This is a genomic window from Bacillus sp. NPDC093026, from assembly GCF_044754665.1.
In the GTDB taxonomy this organism is placed as follows: Bacteria; Bacillota; Bacilli; order Bacillales; family Bacillaceae; genus Bacillus; species Bacillus maqinnsis.
The window spans coordinates 36,959-57,537 of sequence record NZ_JBIVPN010000005.1; the positions used below are offsets into that span (position 1 = coordinate 36,959).

A 20,579-nucleotide genomic window follows, 5' to 3' on the forward strand; every position below is an offset into this window, starting at 1 on the left:
TTACGCCTCTTTATGTGTCTCTAAGTACGATTTAACCAATTCCTCAATTAATTCGTCTCGTTCTAGTTTACGAATTAGGTTACGTGCATCCTGATGTCTTGGAATATAAGCAGGGTCGCCTGACAGCAAGTATCCAACAATTTGATTGATCGGGTTGTATCCTTTTTCTTGGAGTGCGTCGTAAACTGTGATTAGCACTTCATTCACATTGGTTTCAGCTGAATCATCAGAGAAGTTAAATTTCATTGTCTTATCAAATGAACTCACTGCGTCTTGCACCTCTCTTCCAACATTCTACTAGCAAGCATTTGTCTAACCGCTCATCTAATACCATTATTCTACACTACATTGCATGATTATAAAACGGATTTGACAGATTCTTCGACAGTTGCTAGTGCTTCTTCAAGCTTGTCTGGTTGTTTCCCGCCTGCTTGAGCCATATCTGGACGACCGCCTCCGCCTCCCCCGCAGATTTCAGCCACCTGCTTGACAAGCTTGCCTGCATGAAGTCCTTTTTCAATAACGTCTTTTGTCACACCTGCTGAAATGTTTACTTTTCCATTTTGTACAGCGCCGAGTACGATGACAGCTGATCCTAATTTAGCTTTTAGGTCATCTACCATTGTTCTTAAGTGGTTCATGTCTTTTGCGTTCACTTTTTCTGTTAAAATTTTCACTCCGCCAACGTCTGTTACTTTTTCTAAAATAGAGCCTGCTTCTGCCTGACTTAGTTTCGCAAGAAGGGATTCATTTTCTCTTTGAGCCTCTTTTAACTCTGCTTGTAAGGAAGCGATTCGTTTTGGTACATCCTTTAGATTTGATTTTAATTCCGAAGCAGCCTTCTCCAAAATCGCAAGCTGGCCATTTAATTCTTCATAGGCTCCTTTGCCTGTGACAGCCTCGATACGGCGCGTTCCTGCACCAATACCCGATTCTGATGCGATTTTAAACAAGCCGATTTCAGCCGTATTTTGCACATGACAACCTCCGCAAAGCTCGATGCTGTAATCACCTACTTGAACGACACGAACGATATCGCCATATTTCTCACCGAATAACGCCATCGCGCCCATTTCTTTTGCTTCTGCAATAGGTTTAAGATCAATTGCAACAGAGATTCCTTCCCAAATCTTTTCGTTGACGATTGTTTCAATTTGCGCCAATTCCTCTTTTGTGACTTGTCCAAAATGAGAGAAGTCAAAACGAAGTCTATTTTCATTCACTAATGAACCTGCTTGATTGACGTGACTGCCCAGTACATCTTTCAGTGCCTGATGAAGCAGGTGCGTCGCAGTATGGTTTTTCACAATACTTTTTCGAAGAGCAGCTTCAACTTCAGCAGTAACTTCAAGACCTTTTTGCACAGTGCCGCTGACAACCATTCCTTCATGGACATGCTGGCCGTTTGGTGCCTTTCTGACATCGTTAATTTCAATGATGGCTTCAGCACTTCTTAACGTCCCTTTATCTGCTACTTGTCCGCCGCTTTCTGCATAGAAGGGTGTTTCATTTAATATAATTTGGACCTTTTCACCTTCATGCGCTTCTTTCACAATCTCACCATTTTGAAGCAGTTCAATGATGTGTGCTGTAGTTGTTAAATTTTCATACCCAACGAAGGTGCTCTCTACTTTAATATCCCCTAAAGCACCGCCTTGAACTTGCATGCTGCCGACATCTTGCCGCGCTTTTCTTGCACGTTCACGCTGTTTGTCCATTTCAGCTTGGAAGCCTTCTTTGTCTACTGTCATTTTCTCATCTTGTGCATATTCCTCTGTTAGCTCGACAGGGAAGCCATACGTATCATACAGCTTAAAAACATCTTCACCTGATATTTGTGAGCTCCCTTTGTCTTTTTCTTTTTTGATCATCTCTGACAGAATGGCAAGCCCTTCATTGAGCGTTTCATGGAAGCGTTCTTCTTCGTTTTTGATCACTTTCGAAATAAATTCTTCTTTTGCTAGAACATCTGGATAGAAATCCTTCATGATCTCGGCCACAACTGGCACAAGGTCATACATAAATGGACGGTTGATATGAAGCGTCTTCGCATAACGGACTGCACGGCGCAGCAAACGTCTTAGTACATAACCGCGTCCTTCATTGGAAGGGAGCGCTCCATCACTAACCGCAAAAGCTACTGTACGAATGTGGTCAGCAATGACTTTAAATGCTGTGTCCTTTTCTTTCGTTTCTCCATAGGTTTCTCCAGAAATCGTTTCCACCGCACGAATAATTGGCATGAACAAGTCTGTATCAAAGTTCGTTGGAACATTTTGAATGACTGATACCATTCGTTCAAGACCCATCCCAGTATCAATGTTTTTCTTTGGTAGTGGTGTATAAGAGCCATCTGGATGATGGTTAAATTCAGAAAAAACAAGATTCCATACTTCTAAGTAGCGCTCGTTTTCACCACCTGGATAAAGTTCCGGATCATTCATGTCATTTCCGTATGCTTCGCCGCGGTCATAGAAAATTTCAGTATTTGGTCCGCTTGGTCCTTCTCCGATATCCCAGAAATTCCCCTCAAGACGAATAATGCGTTCCTCAGGGATACCAATTTTGTCTCTCCAAAGAATATAAGCTTCCTCATCTTCTGGATGAACAGTCACAGATAACAAATTCGGATCAAAGCCAATCCATCGTTCGCTTGTCAGGAATTCCCATGCCCAATCAATCGCTTCTTCTTTAAAATAGTCACCGATTGAGAAATTACCAAGCATCTCAAAGAACGTATGATGGCGGGCTGTTTTCCCTACATTCTCGATATCATTTGTACGAATTGATTTTTGTGCGTTACAAATACGCGGATTTTCAGGAACAACACGTCCATCAAAATATTTCTTTAATGTCGCCACCCCGCTGTTAATCCATAGAAGTGTTGGGTCATCATGCGGTACGAGTGAAGCACTCGGTTCTACCGCATGTCCTTTTTCTTTAAAGAAGTCTAAAAACATTTGACGTACTTGCGCAGAAGTTAAAGTTTTCATTTAAAAAATCCTCCCTTTTTATTTAACATATCTCCACACAAACGAAAAAACACCCCGCCCTATGCAAGCATAAAACTACTTACACAGGGACGAGATGCTCTCGCGGTACCACCCTGATTATAGACACCAACGTCTATCACCTTCACATCCGATAACGCTGGAAAGAGCGGCAGTGTTTATCTGCACTCAGGACTAGCTTCCGTTAAAGGTCTGATAAGGCTTTTCTCAGCAAATAAAACCTCTCTCTTTATCAGCTTTTTAACGTACTCGGGTCCATCATTGAATTGACTATGTATGAATCGAAATTATTATAGACAACTCGGCACATATTGTCAATGAACGCTTCGTCTCATGTGAATATATTGCACAATGATGACTCTAATAATTGCTGCAGATGGTACGGCCAAAATCATACCAATTAAACCAAACAATTCTCCTCCTGCAAGCAGAACAAGCATGATGACCACAGGGTGCATATGAAGACTTCTACCCACAATAATCGGGCTGAGCACATTGCTTTCTAAAAATTGCAGAACTGCCACTGTGATCATCACAATGATGACTGATTTAACTGAGACAGTGAAAGCAATGATTAAAGCAGGAACAGCACCAATTATAGGTCCAAAGTATGGGATAACATTGGTTGCGCCAATCAGTACACCTAATACGAGTGGATAAGGAATATGAAACAACCAGAAAATTATGGCTGCTGCTCCTCCAATCAGTGAACAGACAAACAATTGTCCTCTTATATAATCACCAAGTGAGTTATCGACAGCCCTTACAAATGCATATCCTCTCTTTCGGAACTTAGGCGGCGTTAAATACCATGCAGCCCGCTTCATCGTGTTTATATCTTTCACCATGTAAAAGACAAGAAAAGGAATCAAAGCAGCGACTAATGCATAATCAAATAACACCTTACAGCTAAGAATCATCCGCTCTGCGCCATTTGCCGCATAAGTTTCCGATTGCACAATGAACCGGTCAAGCCGTTCATGCAGCCTGTCAGGCCAGTGGCTCGTATGACGATGAATATGAGATAAAGCGCCATTATAGGTTTCAGCAAGCACTGGTATTTGCTCTGACAGCTCATTTAACTGTGCAATCATTACAGGCGCCCCTTTATATACAGCAAAACCTGTGCCGCCGAAGAATAATAAATATATCAGCAAGAGACTGAATGTTCTCGGCAAACCCTGACCGTGCAGCCTTTCAACAATTGGATAGAGCAAATAAGTAATAAAAATGGCGATGAAAAGCGGAATGAGAATAGCTTTTAACAATAAAAAAATAGGCATCCATATCTCGTCTAACTGAATCAAAATGAGTAGGGATGCAAGGACAAGCAATACACCTGCAGCATATATAAGAAACTCTATCGGACGTTTCTTCACCTTTTTCACCTCTTTTCTTATTGTTTAACCTTCTTCTGTAAATATCCATATAAATAAAATTTGTCCTAACTTTGTTAAAAATGAATACACATGAAACATACAGCTCCATCCAACGTCACTAGAATTTTGTCACATCCCATTCCATCATTTCCCTTTTTCACAAGCGTCGAAAATGAACAGAAGAGGAGGTTCTTCATGATCACATTCGAAGAAGTCAACAAGTATTATGGCCAGTTCCATGTACTCAAGGACATTAACCTACATATTCAAAAAGGTGAAGTTGTTGTGATCATCGGTCCTTCGGGGTCTGGTAAAAGTACCATGCTCAGGTGCATCAATCGTCTTGAAAGTATTGATGAGGGGAAAGTGCTCGTCAACCAAGTATCTGTTCAGCACCCCAAAACCAACATTAATCTTGTCAGACAAAACATTGGCATGGTGTTTCAGCACTTCCATCTCTATCCTCATAAGACGGTGTTAGAAAACATCATGCTAGCGCCCATGAAGGTCAAAAAAGTGAGCAAAGAAGAAGCAAAGGAAACGGCTGAATTTTATTTAAATAAAGTCGGTATTCCTGATAAAGCAGATGCTTACCCTTCAAAGCTTTCTGGAGGTCAGCAGCAGCGTGTGGCCATTGCAAGAGCTCTTGCAATGAAACCTGAAGTCATGCTTTTTGACGAACCTACTTCTGCTCTTGACCCAGAGATGATCGGAGAAGTACTAGATGTCATGAAACAGCTGGCCCGTGAAGGAATGACCATGGTCGTCGTCACACACGAAATGGGATTTGCCAGAGAGGTTGCTGATCGAATTGTCTTTATCGATGAAGGAAAGATTCTTGAAGAATCCACACCTGCTGCATTTTATGAAAAACCGCGTGAGAAACGCGCTCAACAATTCTTAAGCCGAATTTTAAATCACTAGGGGGAATTGATTCATGAAAAATATGAAACGCTTATCTTTACTTGTTTTCATCACTTGTTGTGTTGTCGCACTTACAGCTTGTGGTTCTACAGAGAAAGGATCATCTGTTCCAAAACAAAAAAGCTCATTAGAAGCCATTAAGAAAGATAAAAAAATTATTTTTGGTGTAAAAAATGACACACGTCTGTTCGGTCTAAAAAATCCTAGCAGCGGGGAAATAGAAGGATTCGATATTGATATTGCCAAAGCCATTACGAAGGAAATACTCGGCGTTGATGGAAAAGCAGAATTTAAGGAAGTCACGTCTAAAACGAGAATTCCCTTGTTGCAAAAGGGAGATATTCATGCGATTGTCGCCACTATGACGATCACAGAAGAACGCAAAAAAGAAGTCAACTTCTCTGATGTTTACTTTGAAGCAGGACAATCACTTCTTGTGAAAAAAGGAAGCAACATACAATCCATTGATGATATTAAAAAAGGAACCAAGGTGCTTGCCGTCAAAGGTTCCACCTCTTCCCAAAATATTCGCCAAAAAGCACCGGAAGCATCTGTCTTAGAATTTGAAAACTATCAAGAAGCCTTCACTGCATTAAAATCTAACCAAGGACAGGTGCTCACAACAGATAATGCGATCTTGTTTGGAATGGCAGATGAAGACTCAAACTATGAAGTAGTCGGCGGCACCTTCACAAATGAGCCTTATGGGATTGCCGTGAAAAAAGGCGATCAAGAGCTGACAGATGCAATCAACAAAGCATTAAAAGATTTAAAAGATAAAGGAGAGTATGACAAGATTTATAAAAAGTGGATTAAGGAATAATGGTTTTACAAGCAATACAGCTGTCGCCAGGTTGAGCCGCTTAGGCTCGCCTGTTGATCAGAAAGGAAGTGGACTGATTGCTGCGGTTTTCAATTTTAACTGAAAACTTAGACCTTTATTTAGAAGGGTTTAAATATACCATTGGTGCAAGCATTATCGCCTTAATCGGAAGCTTTTTGATCGGTACGTTCATTGCCATTATGAGAATTGCTCCACTAAAGCCGCTGAACTGGTTAGGGACGGCTTACGTGGAGTTTATTCGGAATATTCCGTTATTATTGATCACATTTGTTTTCTTTTTTGGTTTACCAGAGTTGGGCATTGTGGCAGATGGCTTTACAGCCGGAACCATCGCACTTGCCATTTACACCTCTGCGTTTATTGCCGAAGCCATTCGAGCAGGCATACAAGCTGTTCCAATTGGACAAATGGAAGCAGCTCGTGCTTGTGGTCTGTCATATGGTGAGACAATGCGATATATTATTTTGCCGCAAGCCATTAAAATGGTCATTCCTCCTCTTGGAAATCAATTTATTAACCTTGTCAAAAACTCCTCTATTCTAGGCGTCATTGCAGGGTTTGATCTGATGTATCAAGGGGATCTCATTGCTTCCCGAACGTTTGTGACATTTGATGTATACATCTTCGTTGCTATGTTTTATTTACTATTAACGATTCCGCTTAGTATAGGGGTTGGCTATTTAGAAAGAAGGTTAGCCCGAAGCCACTAGAAAGGAGGAAACACAATGGATTTTTTAGGGGCCTATCAGCCTGATCATCTCGTCTTTTTACTCGAAGGATTTGCTGTCACCTTAAAAGTGGCTTTTATCTCCATCATTTTGAGCTTTGTCATTGGATTGATCGTTGGCACATTGAGATTCGTTCAAATTCCTGTTCTATCAAAAGTGCTCGCTGTCATTGTTGAAACGATTCGGAACTTGCCGCTTTTGCTCATTATTTTTTTTACGTATTTTGCATTGCCTGAAATCGGTATCAAGCTTAGTATTACCGTCTCAGCAATCGCTGCATTAACCGTTTTTGAATCGGCTATGTTATCAGAAATTATACGTAGCGGACTTAAATCAATTGATAAGGGGCAGGTTGAAGCAGCAAGGTCCTCTGGTTTCACTTATATTCAAACATTAAAAATGATCATGATGCCTCAAGCTTTACGCCGTATGGTGCCACCGATTGTGAGTCAATTTATTTCACTTTTAAAAGATACATCCTTAGCGGTCGTCATTGCTCTCCCTGAACTATTGCATCACGCTCAAATTTTGAACGGCCAAAGCCAGTCATACTTACTTCCCATTTTCCTCCTTTCGGCATTGCTGTATTTTATCGTCAACTTCGGCTTATCACTGATTGCAAGGCGATTAGAATATAGGCAAACTTAAAAAGGACATCCGCTCATTCATGGATGTCCTTTCCCTTTAAAGCATACGCATAACACGTTTTCTCAGCTTTTTCATATTCCGCTTAGATGGCATATCATATTTACTTGCAAGGTGATATGCAAGTGCACCCGCACTAAGCGTTAATAGTGAAGAAGTCATTTTGCCCATTCGAAATTCCCCCTTAACACTTATAGTTGAATCGAACGTTCATCATCACTAAACAGATCATCTAAACTGCTTAGTGTACCGTCTTCCTCCACTTGATGTGTAGATATTTTGCCTTTTGACAGCGTCAATTCAATAAAACAGCCCCAACAATAATATTGATTGACCCCTATTTTTCCGATGTCTTTACATTTGCAATTTGGGCAAATGAGCATAATCAGCACCTCTTTACGTTCGGTTTAGAACAAGTGCTTCCTTTTGAACGTTCATCAAGGTTCCAGCAGCGTAAAGCTGCTTTCGTATCCCTGATAGCTCTGTAAAGAAGCCGTCTGAGAGTTCATATGCTACGATTGTGCCCGAATTTGGACAAAAGTATACATCTTCCAAAATGCCTAAATTTTCACCATCGGGTGATTGCATCATTTTCTTTTTTAGTTTCGAAAATAATATGGAGGGTGCAGCGGAATCTAATCCCATCGACTCATGGCAGCACACATATAAACCTTTGTCTGTCAGTTTATCGCCACCTGAGAATGGAATGAGCGCACAATCTTTCTTTTTCCCGTCTAAAATATACCCTCCGCAGCTACCGCCGGCTAATAAACAAATATCTTTGATTTGACCAAGTGAATGAGACAGTTCATCTGTATAGATAGACATTCCCTCAAGCTCTCGACATGTTCTCAAAATGTGATCAACCACCTTTTGCGGAACAGTCTTATCGTGTGCGTTTGTTGTATGCCTCATACGAAGAAATGGCTTCCATGAATGAAGGTAGACAAACCCATTCGTTGTCAGATCTGCGTGCTGGTGCTCACGAATGTTCAATTCCCTTCGCACAAGTAGCGGTTTTCAATTCACGCTGAAAAATGTCAAAGGGCTAAAATAAAAACCATTTTAGCCCTTTGTCAACAATCTGTTTAGTCATGCATAAAATCAAATGGGGTGATTCCCTCCATTCCGATATTTGCATCATGTACGCTAAACGGAAGTTCTTTTTGAAGTGCTTCAAGTTCAGCATCCATCACCTTTTCGGTGTTTACAAGTCGCATCGTTAATGACGTTTGTCGAAGGGAATCTTCATTATTTTTGACGCCCCATTCCAGTGCTAATTCTTCACCGCACAGAATCAAATACTTTTTGCTTCGTGTAATGGCTGTGTACAACAAATTTCGTCGAAGCATTCGATAATAGCTTCTGACCACTGGGAGCACAACGATCGGAAACTCACTGCCCTGTGATTTGTGAATGGAGCAGCAATAAGCATGTGTAAACTGATGAAAATCTTTTTTCGTAAAGGTGATTTCATTCCCATCAAATGATATGACGACCATGTCTTCTTTTTCCGTATTTTCTTTTGCGTAAAAAATCGAGACAATTTCGCCAATGTCACCATTGAAAATGTTATTCTCCGGCTGATTCACAAGCTGAAGCACCTTATCCCCCGTCCGGTACACAACATCACCAAAGGAGATTTCCCTACCCTTTGGTTTTTTAGGGTTCAAAATTTGCTGAAGCATTTTATTTAGCTCATTGATGCCGGCTTTTCCTTTATACATAGGGGCTAATACTTGAATATCTTTCGCCGTATAGCCTTTTTGAGCTGCGTTTAGGACAACCTTTTCAATGACTTCTTTCAATTGATCTGTTGTACATTGAATAAAGGATCGATCTTTTGATCGTGCAGCTATATTTTTTGGTAGAACACCATTTTTCATATCATGAGCTAGCTCAACAATGGTCGAGCCGTCTGCCTGCCGGTAAATATCTGTTAAGGTGACAGCAGGTACGACATTTGATGCTAGTAAATCCCTTAATACTTGTCCTGGGCCAACAGATGGAAGCTGGTGTTCATCCCCCACCATAATGACTTGAATCTGATCAGGGATCGCTTTGAATAAGTGGTTTGCAAGCCAAATATCCAACATGCTCGATTCATCTATGATGACAAGTTTCCCTTCAATTGGCTGATCCTCATCGTGCGAAAAGCCTTCAGACCCATTCCAGCCAAGCAGCCTGTGGATGGTCACTGCCGGAAGCCCTGTTGATTCGGTCATTCGTTTGGCCGCCCGTCCCGTTGGAGCAGCTAGGACAAATGGAAACGATTCATCCTTTTTGTAATCACTTGGATCAAGCGATACGCCGTGCAGATCGCTATACAGCTCAACGATTCCTTTAATCACCGTTGTTTTTCCTGTCCCTGGTCCGCCCGTTAAAAGCAGCATAGGTGACATGAGCGCTTTTTGGATGGCTTCTTTTTGTGTAGGAGCATACTGTACACCTAAACGTTCCTCCAATTCACCAAGTGCAAGGAGGAATTCTGATTCAGGAAATTGATCTGCATATTCGGTTTGGGATACAATTTTTTGAATTCGTTTTGCCACACTCTGCTCTGCATAAAACAAAGAAGGATGATAGCACCTGTCATCTTCAATTATCATATCTTTCCCTTCACCAAGCGCGAGTATTTGATTAGCTACATCCATCTCCGTGACTTTGTCATCATTCCCTGTTTGGTTGAGCAACTTTCTCGTTTCAACAATGAGATCTTTTGTTTGGATGTAAGTATGGCCGTCTTTCAGGCAGGCAGTCTCTACTGTATAAAGAAGTGCTGCACGAATCCGAGCCGGATCATTTCCGGAAATGCCCGTTCTTGCCCCTAGCTCATCTGCTTTAATAAATCCGATTCCCTCTACATCTTTCACAAGTTGATAAGGATTTTCTTTAATTTTTTGCAGGGTTTCGCCTTCATACACTTGGTAAATTTTCATACTCAACTGTGGACCAAAGCCATACTGATTTAGGTGGATCATGATTTGCTCCAGTCCTTGATGCTGTTGAAGCGCAGCAGCAAGCTTATCGGCTTTCTTTTTTGATAAGCGTGGAACCTCATACAAAACAGCTGGGTCACGCATAATTTTATGAAGCGTTTGATTCCCTAGCTGACCCACAATGTCTTCTGCTGTTTTCTTCCCTATCCCTTCAAATAAGTCACTGGAGAGGTAATGAATAATTCCTTGTTTCGTTGTTGGCACTTCTTTTTCAAAATGAGTCGCCTGAAACTGTTCGCCGAATTTCGGATGGCTCGTGACTTTTCCATAAAAAATGTACGTTTCGTTCTCATGAAGTGCTGGGAAGTAGCCTGTGACAGATGCCGTTTTTTCCTCTAAGTCTTCTGATGTCTCAATGACTTTCACTTTTAATACTGAATATAAATTGCTTTCATTATGGAAAATAACAGCTTGCACTGTGCCTTTTAGAAATGGCTCATCATCAAGCTTCATTTGATCTGGATTTTCCTGCACAGGTCTTCCCTCCTTCCTTTTATTTTACCTCTTGAATCAGCTTTTGGGCATGAAGTGCGAGCAGATGATCAGGCTGAACTTCAACGGCTTTCCCTAGCATTTCAAGTGCTTCGTCCTTATTCTCTAGATAAGCATAAGCGACCCCTAAATTATAAAAGGCATCTGCATGTTGTGGGTCACGCTTTACCACTTCTGTAAATATATTCACTGCTTCTTGCAGTAGATGTTCATTTGCTAAACACATGCCGAATTGAAACCTTGCTTCATTGTCATCTTCATTTAATTCGATTGCTCGCTGTAGATAAGGCATGGCGAGCTTCGGCTGCTCTAATTTCATAAGCGTATGACCTAACATATAAAATAGATCACTATTTTCCATTCCAGTTTTAAGTGCTTTTTCAAAAAAGTCTTTTGCTTTCATAAAGTCTTCTTTTAATGTGTACACATTTCCTGCTCCGTAATAAGCCGCAGCTGCTGTGTCATCTAGCTCAATTGCTTTCTGGAAAAAATTCAAGGCACGTTCGTATTCATTGATACTTGAAAGTAAATTGGCAAAATTGATATATGGAACGGGGTCTTTAGGGCTTTCTTCTATTGCTTTTGTAAAAGCTTCTGCTGCCTTTTCGATATCCCCTTGATTGAGTGCTTCAATGCCGATCTCATTGTGATTCATTTCGTTTATCTCATCCTTTCATTAAAAAACCTCAACAGTGACGTTGAGGTTTTTGAAACATGTTAAACATACGACAGCTTTTGACCATCTTTAAAGACATCATCTATTGTACCGCCCCCAAGACATTCGTCACCATCGTAAAAGACAACAGCTTGACCTGGTGTGACAGCACGAACTGGTTCTTCAAAGAATACCATCGCTTCTTGCTCACCTGTTATTTTGACTTTGACTGGATGATCTTCTTGACGGTATCTAAATTTTGCTGTGCATGTTAATTCACCGTTTTCGTCTACAATATGAGAACGAGTCCAACTGATATTGACGGCTGAAATACTGTCAGAATATAAAAGCGGATTATGGAAGCCTTGTTCCACAAATAACACATTTCGTTCCAAATCTTTCCCAACAACAAACCAAGGGTCACCGCTTCCACCAATTCCAAGCCCTTGACGTTGACCAATTGTGTAATACATCAATCCATCATGCTGACCTTTCACTTCTCCATCCATTGTCTGCATCACGCCAGGCTGTGCTGGCAGGTACTGACTAAGAAATGTTTTGAAGTTTCTTTCTCCAATAAAGCAAATGCCAGTCGAATCTTTTTTCGTAGCAGTTACCAGCTTTGCTTCTTTCGCCAGTTCACGAACCTTGCTTTTCTCTAAATCACCGATTGGGAACATCACTTTATCAAGCTGCTCTTGTGTCAATTGATTTAAGAAGTACGTCTGATCTTTGTTCGCATCAAGGCCTCTTAGCATTTTGACTTCGTCGCCTGTTCGATCGACACGTGCATAGTGACCTGTTGCCAAATAATCTGCACCGAGCGATAAAGCATGCTCAAGAAAAGCTTTGAACTTAATTTCTTTGTTGCACATGACATCTGGGTTTGGCGTTCTGCCTGCTTTATATTCATCGAGGAAATATTGAAACACTTTGTCCCAATATTGCTTCTCGAAATTTACTGCATAATAAGGGATTCCGATTTGGTTACAGACACGAATGACATCCTCGTAATCTTCCGTTGCTGTACATACACCATTTTCATCAGTGTCATCCCAGTTTTTCATAAATATGCCGATGACATCATAGCCTTGCTCCTTTAACAAAAGGGCAGCAACTGATGAATCGACTCCTCCGGACATCCCGACCACAACTCTTGTCTCTTCTGGTCTTTTTGTCATCTTCATCAACTCCAATTTCAATGAAACAGCGTTCGTGTTTCTTCTTCAGGTGTAAAGCTGTTTCATTCTTCACACTAAAATGAAGGGGAAACATTCATTTGACAAGACGTTTCACAACAGCCGCTATTTTGTGTGCTGCCTGCTCCACATGATCCTCTTCATTTCCAAGACCGAAGCTTATTCTAACTGAGGACGTCAGCTCTTTTGCTTCCTTGCCAAACATGGCGCTTAAAACGTGCGAAGGAAGGACAGATCCAGCCGTACATGCAGATCCACTTGAAACAGCAATTCCTTCCATATCCAAATTCACAAGTAACGATTCAATAGAGACTCCCAGGAAATGAACATTTAATATATGCGGCAATGTATGTTCAGGATGTCCATTGATCGTGAAAGCAAGGGATTCTTTCTCAAATACTTGCAACATGGTTTCTTTGAGCTTATCATAATGCGCTGCTTTTTCTCTTCTATTTTGCTTTGTCAGTTGTACTGCTTCTGCAAGCCCAACGATTCCAGCCACATTTTCAGTACCAGCACGCCGCTTTCTTTCTTGTTCTCCCCCGAACATTTGCGGCAAGAGTTTCACACGTTCATTCACATATAAGAAGCCTGTCCCCATCGGTCCATTTAGTTTATGGCCTGAAGCAGACAATAGATCAATATGGAGATCGACTACATCAATAGGCATTGTCCCAAATGCCTGTACGGCATCTGTATGAAAATAAGCAGGATGATCTTTCAAGAGTTCGCCAATTTCTCTTATTGGCTGAAGAACCCCTGTTTCATTATTACCGTACATGATGGTGACGAGGATGGTATCATCTCTTAGCTCCCGTTTTAACTGATCTAGATGAATCAATCCTGTTTGATCCACATCTAAGTAAGTCACCTCAAACCCTAGCTTCTCTAAATGTTCACACGTATGCAACACCGCATGATGCTCTGTTTTCGCTGTGATGATATGTTTTCCTTCATGTTGCCTTGCCATTGCTACACCTGTGATCGCCAAATTATCTGCCTCTGTTCCACCACTTGTCAGGATGATCTCCTGCGATTTACAGTGTAATTCTGCTGCGATCACTTCTCTTGCTTCATCAAGCCACTTTCTTGCCTCACGTCCAAACGAATGAATACTAGAGGGGTTGCCGAATGTCTCTGTAAAAAAGGGCAACATCTTGTCCACAACACGCTGTTCCATTGGTGTTGTGGCAGCATGATCTAAATATATACGTTCCATTTCCGGTACACCTCTGAATTAAATATAGAACATGTACGCATCTTGGTCCCCATCGCCTGTATAACTAGCTAGGTCTTCAAGAGTTGTATTGTCCAGTACATCTTTTACTGCATCACGAATACGAATCCATAGCTCACGCTTAGCTGGTTCCTCATTTTCAATAACTTCGACAGGACTAATTGGTCCTTCTAATACACGAATAATATCACCAGCTGTAATTTCGTTCGGTTCATGGGCAAGTACATAACCGCCGTACGCTCCGCGAATACTTTTCACAAGACGGGCATTGCGAAGTGGTGACACAAGTTGTTCTAAATAATGCTCAGACAAATCATTGTTTTGAGCGATAGATTTTAATGATGTAGGGCCTTCGCCATGTTTTTTGGCTAGTTCTATCATAATCGTCAGACCGTATCTGCCTTTAGTTGAAATTTTCACGTTAAACACCTCTGCGTTTTCTATTCTATGTCATCAAATTTTTCTGATTTCATATACGCTTATATAGACCAAAAGCAATTATATCATACTTTCAACTAACTTTCATTTGCAGGTTCCCCGCTTCACGTGAGGCCACATCCCTTTCCTATTTGAAGAAATTTCGGTACTCTATACACACAAGACAAAGCTCAGGAGAGATAAATCATGAAACCTTTAGCTTATCGGATGCGACCAAGTCATATTGAAGACATTATTGGACAAGAGCATCTAGTTGGAGAAGGCCAAATTATTAGACGAATGGTAGAGGCCAAACATTTGTCCTCAATGATCTTATACGGACCGCCTGGGATTGGCAAAACGTCAATTGCCACTGCTATTGCTGGTAGTACAAGCATTGCCTTTCGAACACTGAATGCGGTCATTCATAACAAAAAAGATATGGAAGCTGTCGCAGCTGAAGCAAAAATGAGCGGCCAAGTCATCCTGATTTTAGATGAAGTACACAGGCTGGATAAAGGGAAGCAAGATTTCTTACTTCCTTATTTAGAGAATGGGATGATCATCTTGATCGGCGCCACAACAGCGAATCCCTATCATGCGATGAATCCCGCCATACGAAGCCGAACCCAAATATTTGAGCTAAAGCCTCTTGAAACAGAGCAAATCAAAGCAGCCTTAACACGGGCATTGCTTGATGAACATCGAGGACTTGGCGGTTATTCCGTAACCGTCGCTGATGAGGCAATGAACCATTTTGCACAGGGATGCGGCGGGGACGTCCGGTCCGCTTTAAACGCCCTTGAACTAGCCGTCTTATCGACGAAAGCTGATGAAAACGGAAATATCTCCATTACCCTTACCGAAGCAGAAGAATGTTTACAAAAGAAGAGCTTTTCGCACGATAAGAACGGTGATGCTCATTATGATGTCCTCTCGGCTTTTCAAAAATCCATTAGAGGATCTGACGCTGATGCTGCTCTCCATTATCTCGCAAGACTTATTGAAGCTGGAGATCTTGAAAGCATCTCAAGACGATTACTTGTGATCGCTTATGAGGATATCGGCCTAGCCAGTCCGCAAGTGGGACCACGCGTATTAAGCGCTGTTCAAACAGCAGAAAGAATTGGTTTTCCAGAAGCACGTATCCCGTTAGCAAATGCAGTCATCGAGCTGTGCCTTTCCCCAAAATCAAATTCTGCTTATACTGCCATTGATGCAGCTTTAAAAGACATTCGATCAGGAAAAGTAGGTGAAGTGCCTGTTCATTTAAAGGATGCTCACTATAAAGGAGCGACGGCACTTGGAAGAGGCGTAGATTATTTATATCCGCACGATTATGAAAACGGCTGGGTGAAACAGCAATATTTACCTGATCCGCTTAAAAACAAGCAGTACTATCAGCCAAAACAAACTGGGAAATTTGAAGGAGCGCTTAAGCAGGTCTATGAGAATATAAAACGACAAAAATAAAAACCCCCCCCTGCATCAGGATGAGGTCAAGTCCCATCAACAGGCGGGGAATTTATTTATCTTTTACACGGGTAATTGGAATGTCTTTTAAAAGCTCCATAATGACATGACCACCCATGATCAGCCCAGCAACAGACGGTACAAATGCATTGGATGAAGGCGGCATTTTCGCCTTGCGAATCTTCGCCTCATCATTTCCTACTTCTTTTCTTACATCCTCACGAATGACAATTGGACTTTCGTCAGAGAAAATGACTTTAATCCCCTTATGGATGCCTTCCTTACGCAGACGTGTTCTCACAACTTTTGCAATTGGATCCGTATGTGTTTTCGAAATATCAGCAATTTGAAATCGTGTCGGGTCTGTCTTATTCGCAGCACCCATACTAGAAATCATGTTGACATTGCGCTTTAGACATTCTTTCATCAAATGAATTTTGTAATGAATGGTGTCAGAAGCATCGATGACATAATCAAGAGGATATTCAAAAAATTGCTCATATGTTTCCTCTGTGTAAAACATCTTCAGGGCAATAACTTCACATTCTGGATGAATATCAGCAATTCTTTCCTTCATTAAATCAACTTTGGGTTGACCAATTGTTGACAAAAGAGCCGGCAACTGACGATTTATATTCGTAATATCAATATCATCTTTATCAACAAGAACAATACGCCCAACGCCCGAGCGAGCAAGTGCTTCTACTGCAAATGAACCTACTCCGCCCACACCAAGCACTGCAACCGTACTGTTTTTTAACCTATCTAAGCCTTCCTTGCCAATGGCAAGCTCGTTTCTTGAAAACTGATGTAACAAGTGCCTCACTCCACCTTTATTTAAAATGAATCGAAAGAATCATATCACATTCAGACTTCTCCGTCATCCTTCTCAAAGAGAAAAAAACACAAAAAAGCCCCGAACACGCCGCCAGCTTTTCCTTCGTTTTGAACCCCGCACCATGCAGGTGGGTGCTCTCTTCCTCACTTTATAAGTCCTCTATTGAGGCATTTATGCAGAAAGGAAAGACAAGCTCCCGTATAAAAAAATGTTCGGTCAAAACTAGGTAACCACCGTACGTATCAGGACTTTATTTACTGGTTGATGAAAGCATATCACAGGCATGCCTTACTTTCAAGCGTTTACATACCCATAAACATGCATCTATTTTACTGTTTTACTTTTTGTTTTGATAGCTAGATTTAGCTCATCAAGCTGCGCTTTGCTTACCTCACCAGGTGCGTCTGTTAGTACGCAACTCGCACTTGCTGTTTTAGGGAAAGCAATCGTGTCTCTTAAGTTAGAACGACCCGCTAGCAGCATCACTAAACGGTCAAGCCCAAGTGCAATACCGCCGTGCGGAGGAACACCATGATCAAATGCATCAAGCAAGAAGCCGAATTGTTCGTATGCTTCTTCCTTTGAAAAGCCAAGTAAACCAAACATTTTTTCTTGAATGTCCTTTTCGAAAATACGAATAGAACCTCCGCCAAGCTCATAACCATTTAGCACAAGGTCGTATGCCTGTGCCTTCATGTCTTCTGGGCTTGTTTCAATTAATTCAAGATCGTCACGAACTGGCATAGTGAATGGATGATGGGCAGCATAGAAGCGGCCTTCGTCTTCATCTTTTTCAAACAGCGGCCAATCGACAATCCATAAAAAATGAAATGCAGACTCATCAATGAGTCCAAGCTCTTTGCCGAGTTTTAAGCGAAGTGCTCCGAGCGCATCATGGACAACTGACGTCTTATCAGCAACAAAGAGTAAAAGGTCGCCTTCTTCTACTTGTAGCTGCTGCTTTAATTCTGTTTGCTTCGTCTCATCAAAGAATTTGGCAATTGGCCCCTTCAATTCTGCCCCTTCTGCTTTTAGCCAAGCTAGACCTTTTGCGCCGTAGTTGGCTGCAAATGCACCAAGTGCATCAATGTCTTTTCTTGAGTAGTTGGCTGCAGCTCCTTTCACATTAATTGCTTTCACAGCTCCGCCATTTTGCACAGCACCACTGAACACTTTAAAGTCTGAGTCCTTCACCGTGTCTGAAATGTTCACAAGCGTCATGTCAAAACGCGTATCTGGCTTATCTGATCCATAACGATTCATCGCTTCATCGTACGTCATACGTGGTAATGGTAATGTCAGATCAATTCCTTTGACATCTTTCATGACCTTTGCCATCATTTGTTCAGCAAGATCCATGATATCCTCTTGACTCATAAAGGACATTTCAATATCGACTTGTGTAAATTCCGGCTGGCGGTCAGCTCGTAAATCTTCATCTCTGAAGCACCTTGCGATTTGATAGTAACGATCTATACCTGACACCATCAGCAATTGTTTAAATATTTGTGGAGACTGAGGCAGTGCATAAAACTCCCCTTCATGTACACGGCTTGGTACAAGATAGTCACGTGCACCCTCTGGGGTACTTTTCGTTAAAATCGGCGTTTCAATGTCTAGAAAACCGTTGTCATCTAAAAAGTGGCGGAATGCTTTTGTCACTTCATGACGCATCTTCATCGTTTCAAACATCACAGGGCGGCGAAGATCTAGGTAACGATATTTTAACCGGACATCTTCTGATACCTCGTCTGCTTGATTTGAAATTACAAATGGAGGCGTCTTCGCTTCACTTAAAACCTTGACAGATTCTGCTTGGATTTCAATTTTGCCTGTTTTTAGATTAGGATTGACAGTTGCTTCCTCTCTTGCGACAACCGTACCTTTTATATCAAGGACATATTCATTTCGAATTGATTCTGCTGTCTCAAGCGCCTCTTTCGAAAGATCTGGGTTGAATACAACCTGAACAATTCCCGAACGGTCGCGCAAATCAAGAAAGATTAACCCGCCAAGGTCACGTCTCTTTTGAACCCACCCCTTTAAGATGACTGACTGACCAATCTGGTCTTCTGTTACTTCTCCACAATAAAAAGTTCTACCAAACACAAACATTCCACTCCTTCTTTACGCTTTCTGGTGGGCTTTCAACATTTGAATCAGCTCATCAAGCTTCACTTCAATTTGTTCACCCGTTGTCGTATCTTTTACATTTACAATATGTTGATCAAGCTCATCGTCCCCAAGAACGGCAATAAATTTTGCTTTCAGGCGGTCAGCTGATTTAAATTGCGCCTTTAGTTTTTTCCCTGTATAATCCATTTCGCTTGAAATGCCTTCTTTTCTAAGTCGATTCAATAAAGAAACGGAATAGTCTTTCGCTTTATCTCCAATGACAGCAATGTATAAGTCGATGCCATCTTGTACTGGAAGCTCTATCTTTTCAGCATCAATCGCCGAAAGAAAACGCTCAATACTCATGGCAAAACCGATACCTGGGGATTCAGGTCCGCCAATTCCTTCGACAAGTCCATCATAGCGACCGCCACCAGCTAATGTTGTAATAGCACCAAAGCCTTCTGCATTGCTCATGATTTCAAAAGCGGTATGATTGTAATAATCAAGACCGCGCACTAAGTTTGGATCGACGACATATTCAATGCCGACATCTGTTAAATATTGTTTCACCTTTTCAAAATAAGTCCGTGACTCTTCATTTAAATAATCCTGAATGGATGGGGCTGTTGCCATCAATTCATGATCACGGTCCTTTTTACAATCAAGAATGCGCAGTGGATTTTGGTGTAATCTTAATTGACAATCATGACAGAATTCATCAATTCTTGGCTCAAAGTGCTCCACTAGTGCCTTGCGGTAATCAGCACGGCTATCCTTGTCACCAAGGCTGTTAATGACGAGCTTCAAGTTGGAAAGACCTGCTTTCTCATAGACACTCATTGCGAGTGAAATAACTTCTGCATCAATGGCAGGATCTTTTGAACCGATCGCTTCAATTCCAAATTGATAAAATTGACGGTATCTTCCCGTTTGCGGACGCTCATAGCGGAACATTGGTCCAATGTAGTATAGCTTTGTCGGCTGCATTGGTTGTGCAAATAGTTTATTTTCAACATAAGAACGCACAGTTGAAGCAGTTCCCTCTGGACGAAGAGTAATGCTGCGTCCCTTCTTATCTTCAAATGTGTACATTTCTTTTTGAACGATATCTGTTGATTCGCCTACCCCCCGCGCAAAAAGCTCGGTATGCTCAAAAATCGGTGTACGAATCTCTTGGTATTGATAGACAGCACATGTGTCTCTCGCAATTTTTTCAACATACTGCCAGCGTTCTGACTCTCCAGGTAAAATATCCTGTGTCCCTCTTGGAATATGAAAACTCATTTTTCGTCCTCCTACGACCATCATTCATTTTTTGTGTGGGCATATAAAAAACCCCCGCCTCTACTATTTGTATAGTAGGGACGAGAGTTATACCCGTGGTGCCACCCTAGTTGAAACATGATCATACCATGTTCCCGCTCAAATCCTTAACGCAGATTCACGTCCTCTGCCTAATGACTCATTTTCAGAGCGTTCAGCAAGAAACCTACAGAGTGTTCTTTCGTCATAAATGCCATGCGGATTCGCTTTCAGCCAAGGGCGATTCCTCTCTGCTCACGCAATTTATCCTACTATTCTCTATCATCGGTTCCACATTTTAAATTTTCAAGTGTGTTG

At 41.5% G+C, this 20,579-nt stretch carries 19 protein-coding genes, 1 other RNA gene and 2 other annotated features; of the genes, 5 read left to right on the forward strand and 15 right to left on the reverse strand.

The window, feature by feature from the left end; all coding sequences use genetic code 11:
• The 3 genes from ACIQCE_RS12150 to ACIQCE_RS12160 all read right to left on the reverse strand — a co-directional run bounded on the left by ACIQCE_RS12150 (position 1) and on the right by ACIQCE_RS12160 (position 4,390).
• Entirely contained in the window at positions 1-267 is a 267-nt protein-coding gene (locus ACIQCE_RS12150) for an IreB family regulatory phosphoprotein (RefSeq protein WP_024718370.1), read from the reverse strand.
• A gap of 89 nt (positions 268-356) precedes the next feature.
• Positions 357-2,993 carry an alanine--tRNA ligase gene (gene alaS / locus ACIQCE_RS12155; protein WP_400495214.1) on the reverse strand — a complete coding sequence of 879 codons (2,637 nt, stop codon included), beginning with the start codon at positions 2,991-2,993 and terminating at the stop codon, positions 357-359.
• 82 nt (positions 2,994-3,075) lie between these two features.
• Positions 3,076-3,282: a binding site (T-box leader), on the reverse strand.
• 43 nt (positions 3,283-3,325) lie between these two features.
• The gene (locus tag ACIQCE_RS12160; protein WP_400495215.1) at positions 3,326-4,390 is read right to left on the reverse strand and encodes an AI-2E family transporter; all 1,065 of its coding nucleotides are present in this window, start codon (positions 4,388-4,390) and stop codon (positions 3,326-3,328) included.
• Between the two features lie 195 nt (positions 4,391-4,585).
• Between ACIQCE_RS12160 and ACIQCE_RS12165 the strand changes: the two genes are divergently transcribed.
• The 4 genes from ACIQCE_RS12165 (at position 4,586) to ACIQCE_RS12180 (ending at position 7,534) form a co-directional block, all read left to right on the forward strand.
• Positions 4,586-5,314 (forward strand): amino acid ABC transporter ATP-binding protein, encoded by a 729-nt coding sequence (locus tag ACIQCE_RS12165; protein WP_400495216.1) that lies wholly within the window; start codon positions 4,586-4,588, stop codon positions 5,312-5,314.
• Between the two features lie 22 nt (positions 5,315-5,336).
• Entirely contained in the window at positions 5,337-6,137 is an 801-nt protein-coding gene (locus ACIQCE_RS12170) for a transporter substrate-binding domain-containing protein (protein WP_400495338.1), read from the forward strand.
• Positions 6,138-6,214: 77 nt separating this feature from the next.
• Positions 6,215-6,868 (forward strand): amino acid ABC transporter permease, encoded by a 654-nt coding sequence (locus ACIQCE_RS12175; protein ID WP_400495217.1) that lies wholly within the window; start codon positions 6,215-6,217, stop codon positions 6,866-6,868.
• A 15-nt stretch (positions 6,869-6,883) separates the two neighbouring features.
• Positions 6,884-7,534 (forward strand): amino acid ABC transporter permease, encoded by a 651-nt coding sequence (locus ACIQCE_RS12180; RefSeq protein ID WP_400495218.1) that lies wholly within the window; start codon positions 6,884-6,886, stop codon positions 7,532-7,534.
• Positions 7,535-7,570: 36 nt separating this feature from the next.
• Here the strand turns inward: ACIQCE_RS12180 and ACIQCE_RS12185 are convergent, their stop codons facing one another.
• The 8 genes from ACIQCE_RS12185 to cymR all read right to left on the reverse strand — a co-directional run bounded on the left by ACIQCE_RS12185 (position 7,571) and on the right by cymR (position 14,533).
• Positions 7,571-7,702, reverse strand: coding sequence for a YrzQ family protein (locus ACIQCE_RS12185; RefSeq protein ID WP_353855111.1), 132 nt, complete (start codon positions 7,700-7,702; stop codon positions 7,571-7,573).
• Positions 7,703-7,722: 20 nt separating this feature from the next.
• The gene (locus ACIQCE_RS12190; protein WP_003216308.1) at positions 7,723-7,914 is read right to left on the reverse strand and encodes a hypothetical protein; all 192 of its coding nucleotides are present in this window, start codon (positions 7,912-7,914) and stop codon (positions 7,723-7,725) included.
• Positions 7,915-7,927: 13 nt separating this feature from the next.
• Positions 7,928-8,386, reverse strand: coding sequence for a PRC-barrel domain-containing protein (locus ACIQCE_RS12195; protein WP_400495219.1), 459 nt, complete (start codon positions 8,384-8,386; stop codon positions 7,928-7,930).
• 233 nt (positions 8,387-8,619) lie between these two features.
• Entirely contained in the window at positions 8,620-11,004 is a 2,385-nt protein-coding gene (recD2, locus tag ACIQCE_RS12200) for an SF1B family DNA helicase RecD2 (protein WP_400495220.1), read from the reverse strand.
• Between the two features lie 19 nt (positions 11,005-11,023).
• Entirely contained in the window at positions 11,024-11,677 is a 654-nt protein-coding gene (locus ACIQCE_RS12205; RefSeq protein ID WP_400495222.1) for a tetratricopeptide repeat protein, read from the reverse strand.
• A 62-nt stretch (positions 11,678-11,739) separates the two neighbouring features.
• On the reverse strand, positions 11,740-12,858 hold the full coding sequence (gene mnmA / locus ACIQCE_RS12210; RefSeq protein ID WP_400495223.1) for a tRNA 2-thiouridine(34) synthase MnmA: 1,119 nt from the start codon (positions 12,856-12,858) through the stop codon (positions 11,740-11,742).
• A gap of 94 nt (positions 12,859-12,952) precedes the next feature.
• Entirely contained in the window at positions 12,953-14,095 is a 1,143-nt protein-coding gene (locus ACIQCE_RS12215; protein ID WP_400495224.1) for a cysteine desulfurase family protein, read from the reverse strand.
• 18 nt (positions 14,096-14,113) lie between these two features.
• Positions 14,114-14,533, reverse strand: a complete 420-nt coding sequence (cymR, locus tag ACIQCE_RS12220; RefSeq protein WP_400495225.1) for a cysteine metabolism transcriptional regulator CymR — start codon at positions 14,531-14,533, stop codon at positions 14,114-14,116.
• A gap of 204 nt (positions 14,534-14,737) precedes the next feature.
• On the opposite strand from cymR, the gene ACIQCE_RS12225 reads away from it, so the two are divergent.
• Entirely contained in the window at positions 14,738-16,003 is a 1,266-nt protein-coding gene (locus tag ACIQCE_RS12225) for a replication-associated recombination protein A (RefSeq protein WP_400495226.1), read from the forward strand.
• A 52-nt stretch (positions 16,004-16,055) separates the two neighbouring features.
• On the opposite strand, the gene ACIQCE_RS12230 is transcribed toward ACIQCE_RS12225, so the two are convergent.
• From ACIQCE_RS12230 to hisS, 4 genes are all read right to left on the reverse strand, one after another.
• Positions 16,056-16,820, reverse strand: coding sequence for a tRNA threonylcarbamoyladenosine dehydratase (locus ACIQCE_RS12230; RefSeq protein WP_353855103.1), 765 nt, complete (start codon positions 16,818-16,820; stop codon positions 16,056-16,058).
• 92 nt (positions 16,821-16,912) lie between these two features.
• Positions 16,913-17,093: non-coding RNA, 6S RNA (ssrS, locus tag ACIQCE_RS12235), on the reverse strand.
• A 72-nt stretch (positions 17,094-17,165) separates the two neighbouring features.
• A complete protein-coding gene (gene aspS / locus ACIQCE_RS12240; protein ID WP_400495228.1) occupies positions 17,166-18,950 on the reverse strand; it encodes an aspartate--tRNA ligase in 1,785 nt (594 codons plus the stop codon).
• Positions 18,951-18,968: 18 nt separating this feature from the next.
• Positions 18,969-20,243, reverse strand: coding sequence for a histidine--tRNA ligase (gene hisS, locus ACIQCE_RS12245; protein ID WP_353855101.1), 1,275 nt, complete (start codon positions 20,241-20,243; stop codon positions 18,969-18,971).
• 73 nt (positions 20,244-20,316) lie between these two features.
• Positions 20,317-20,556: a binding site (T-box leader), on the reverse strand.
• Between the last annotated feature and the right edge of the window lie 23 nt (positions 20,557-20,579).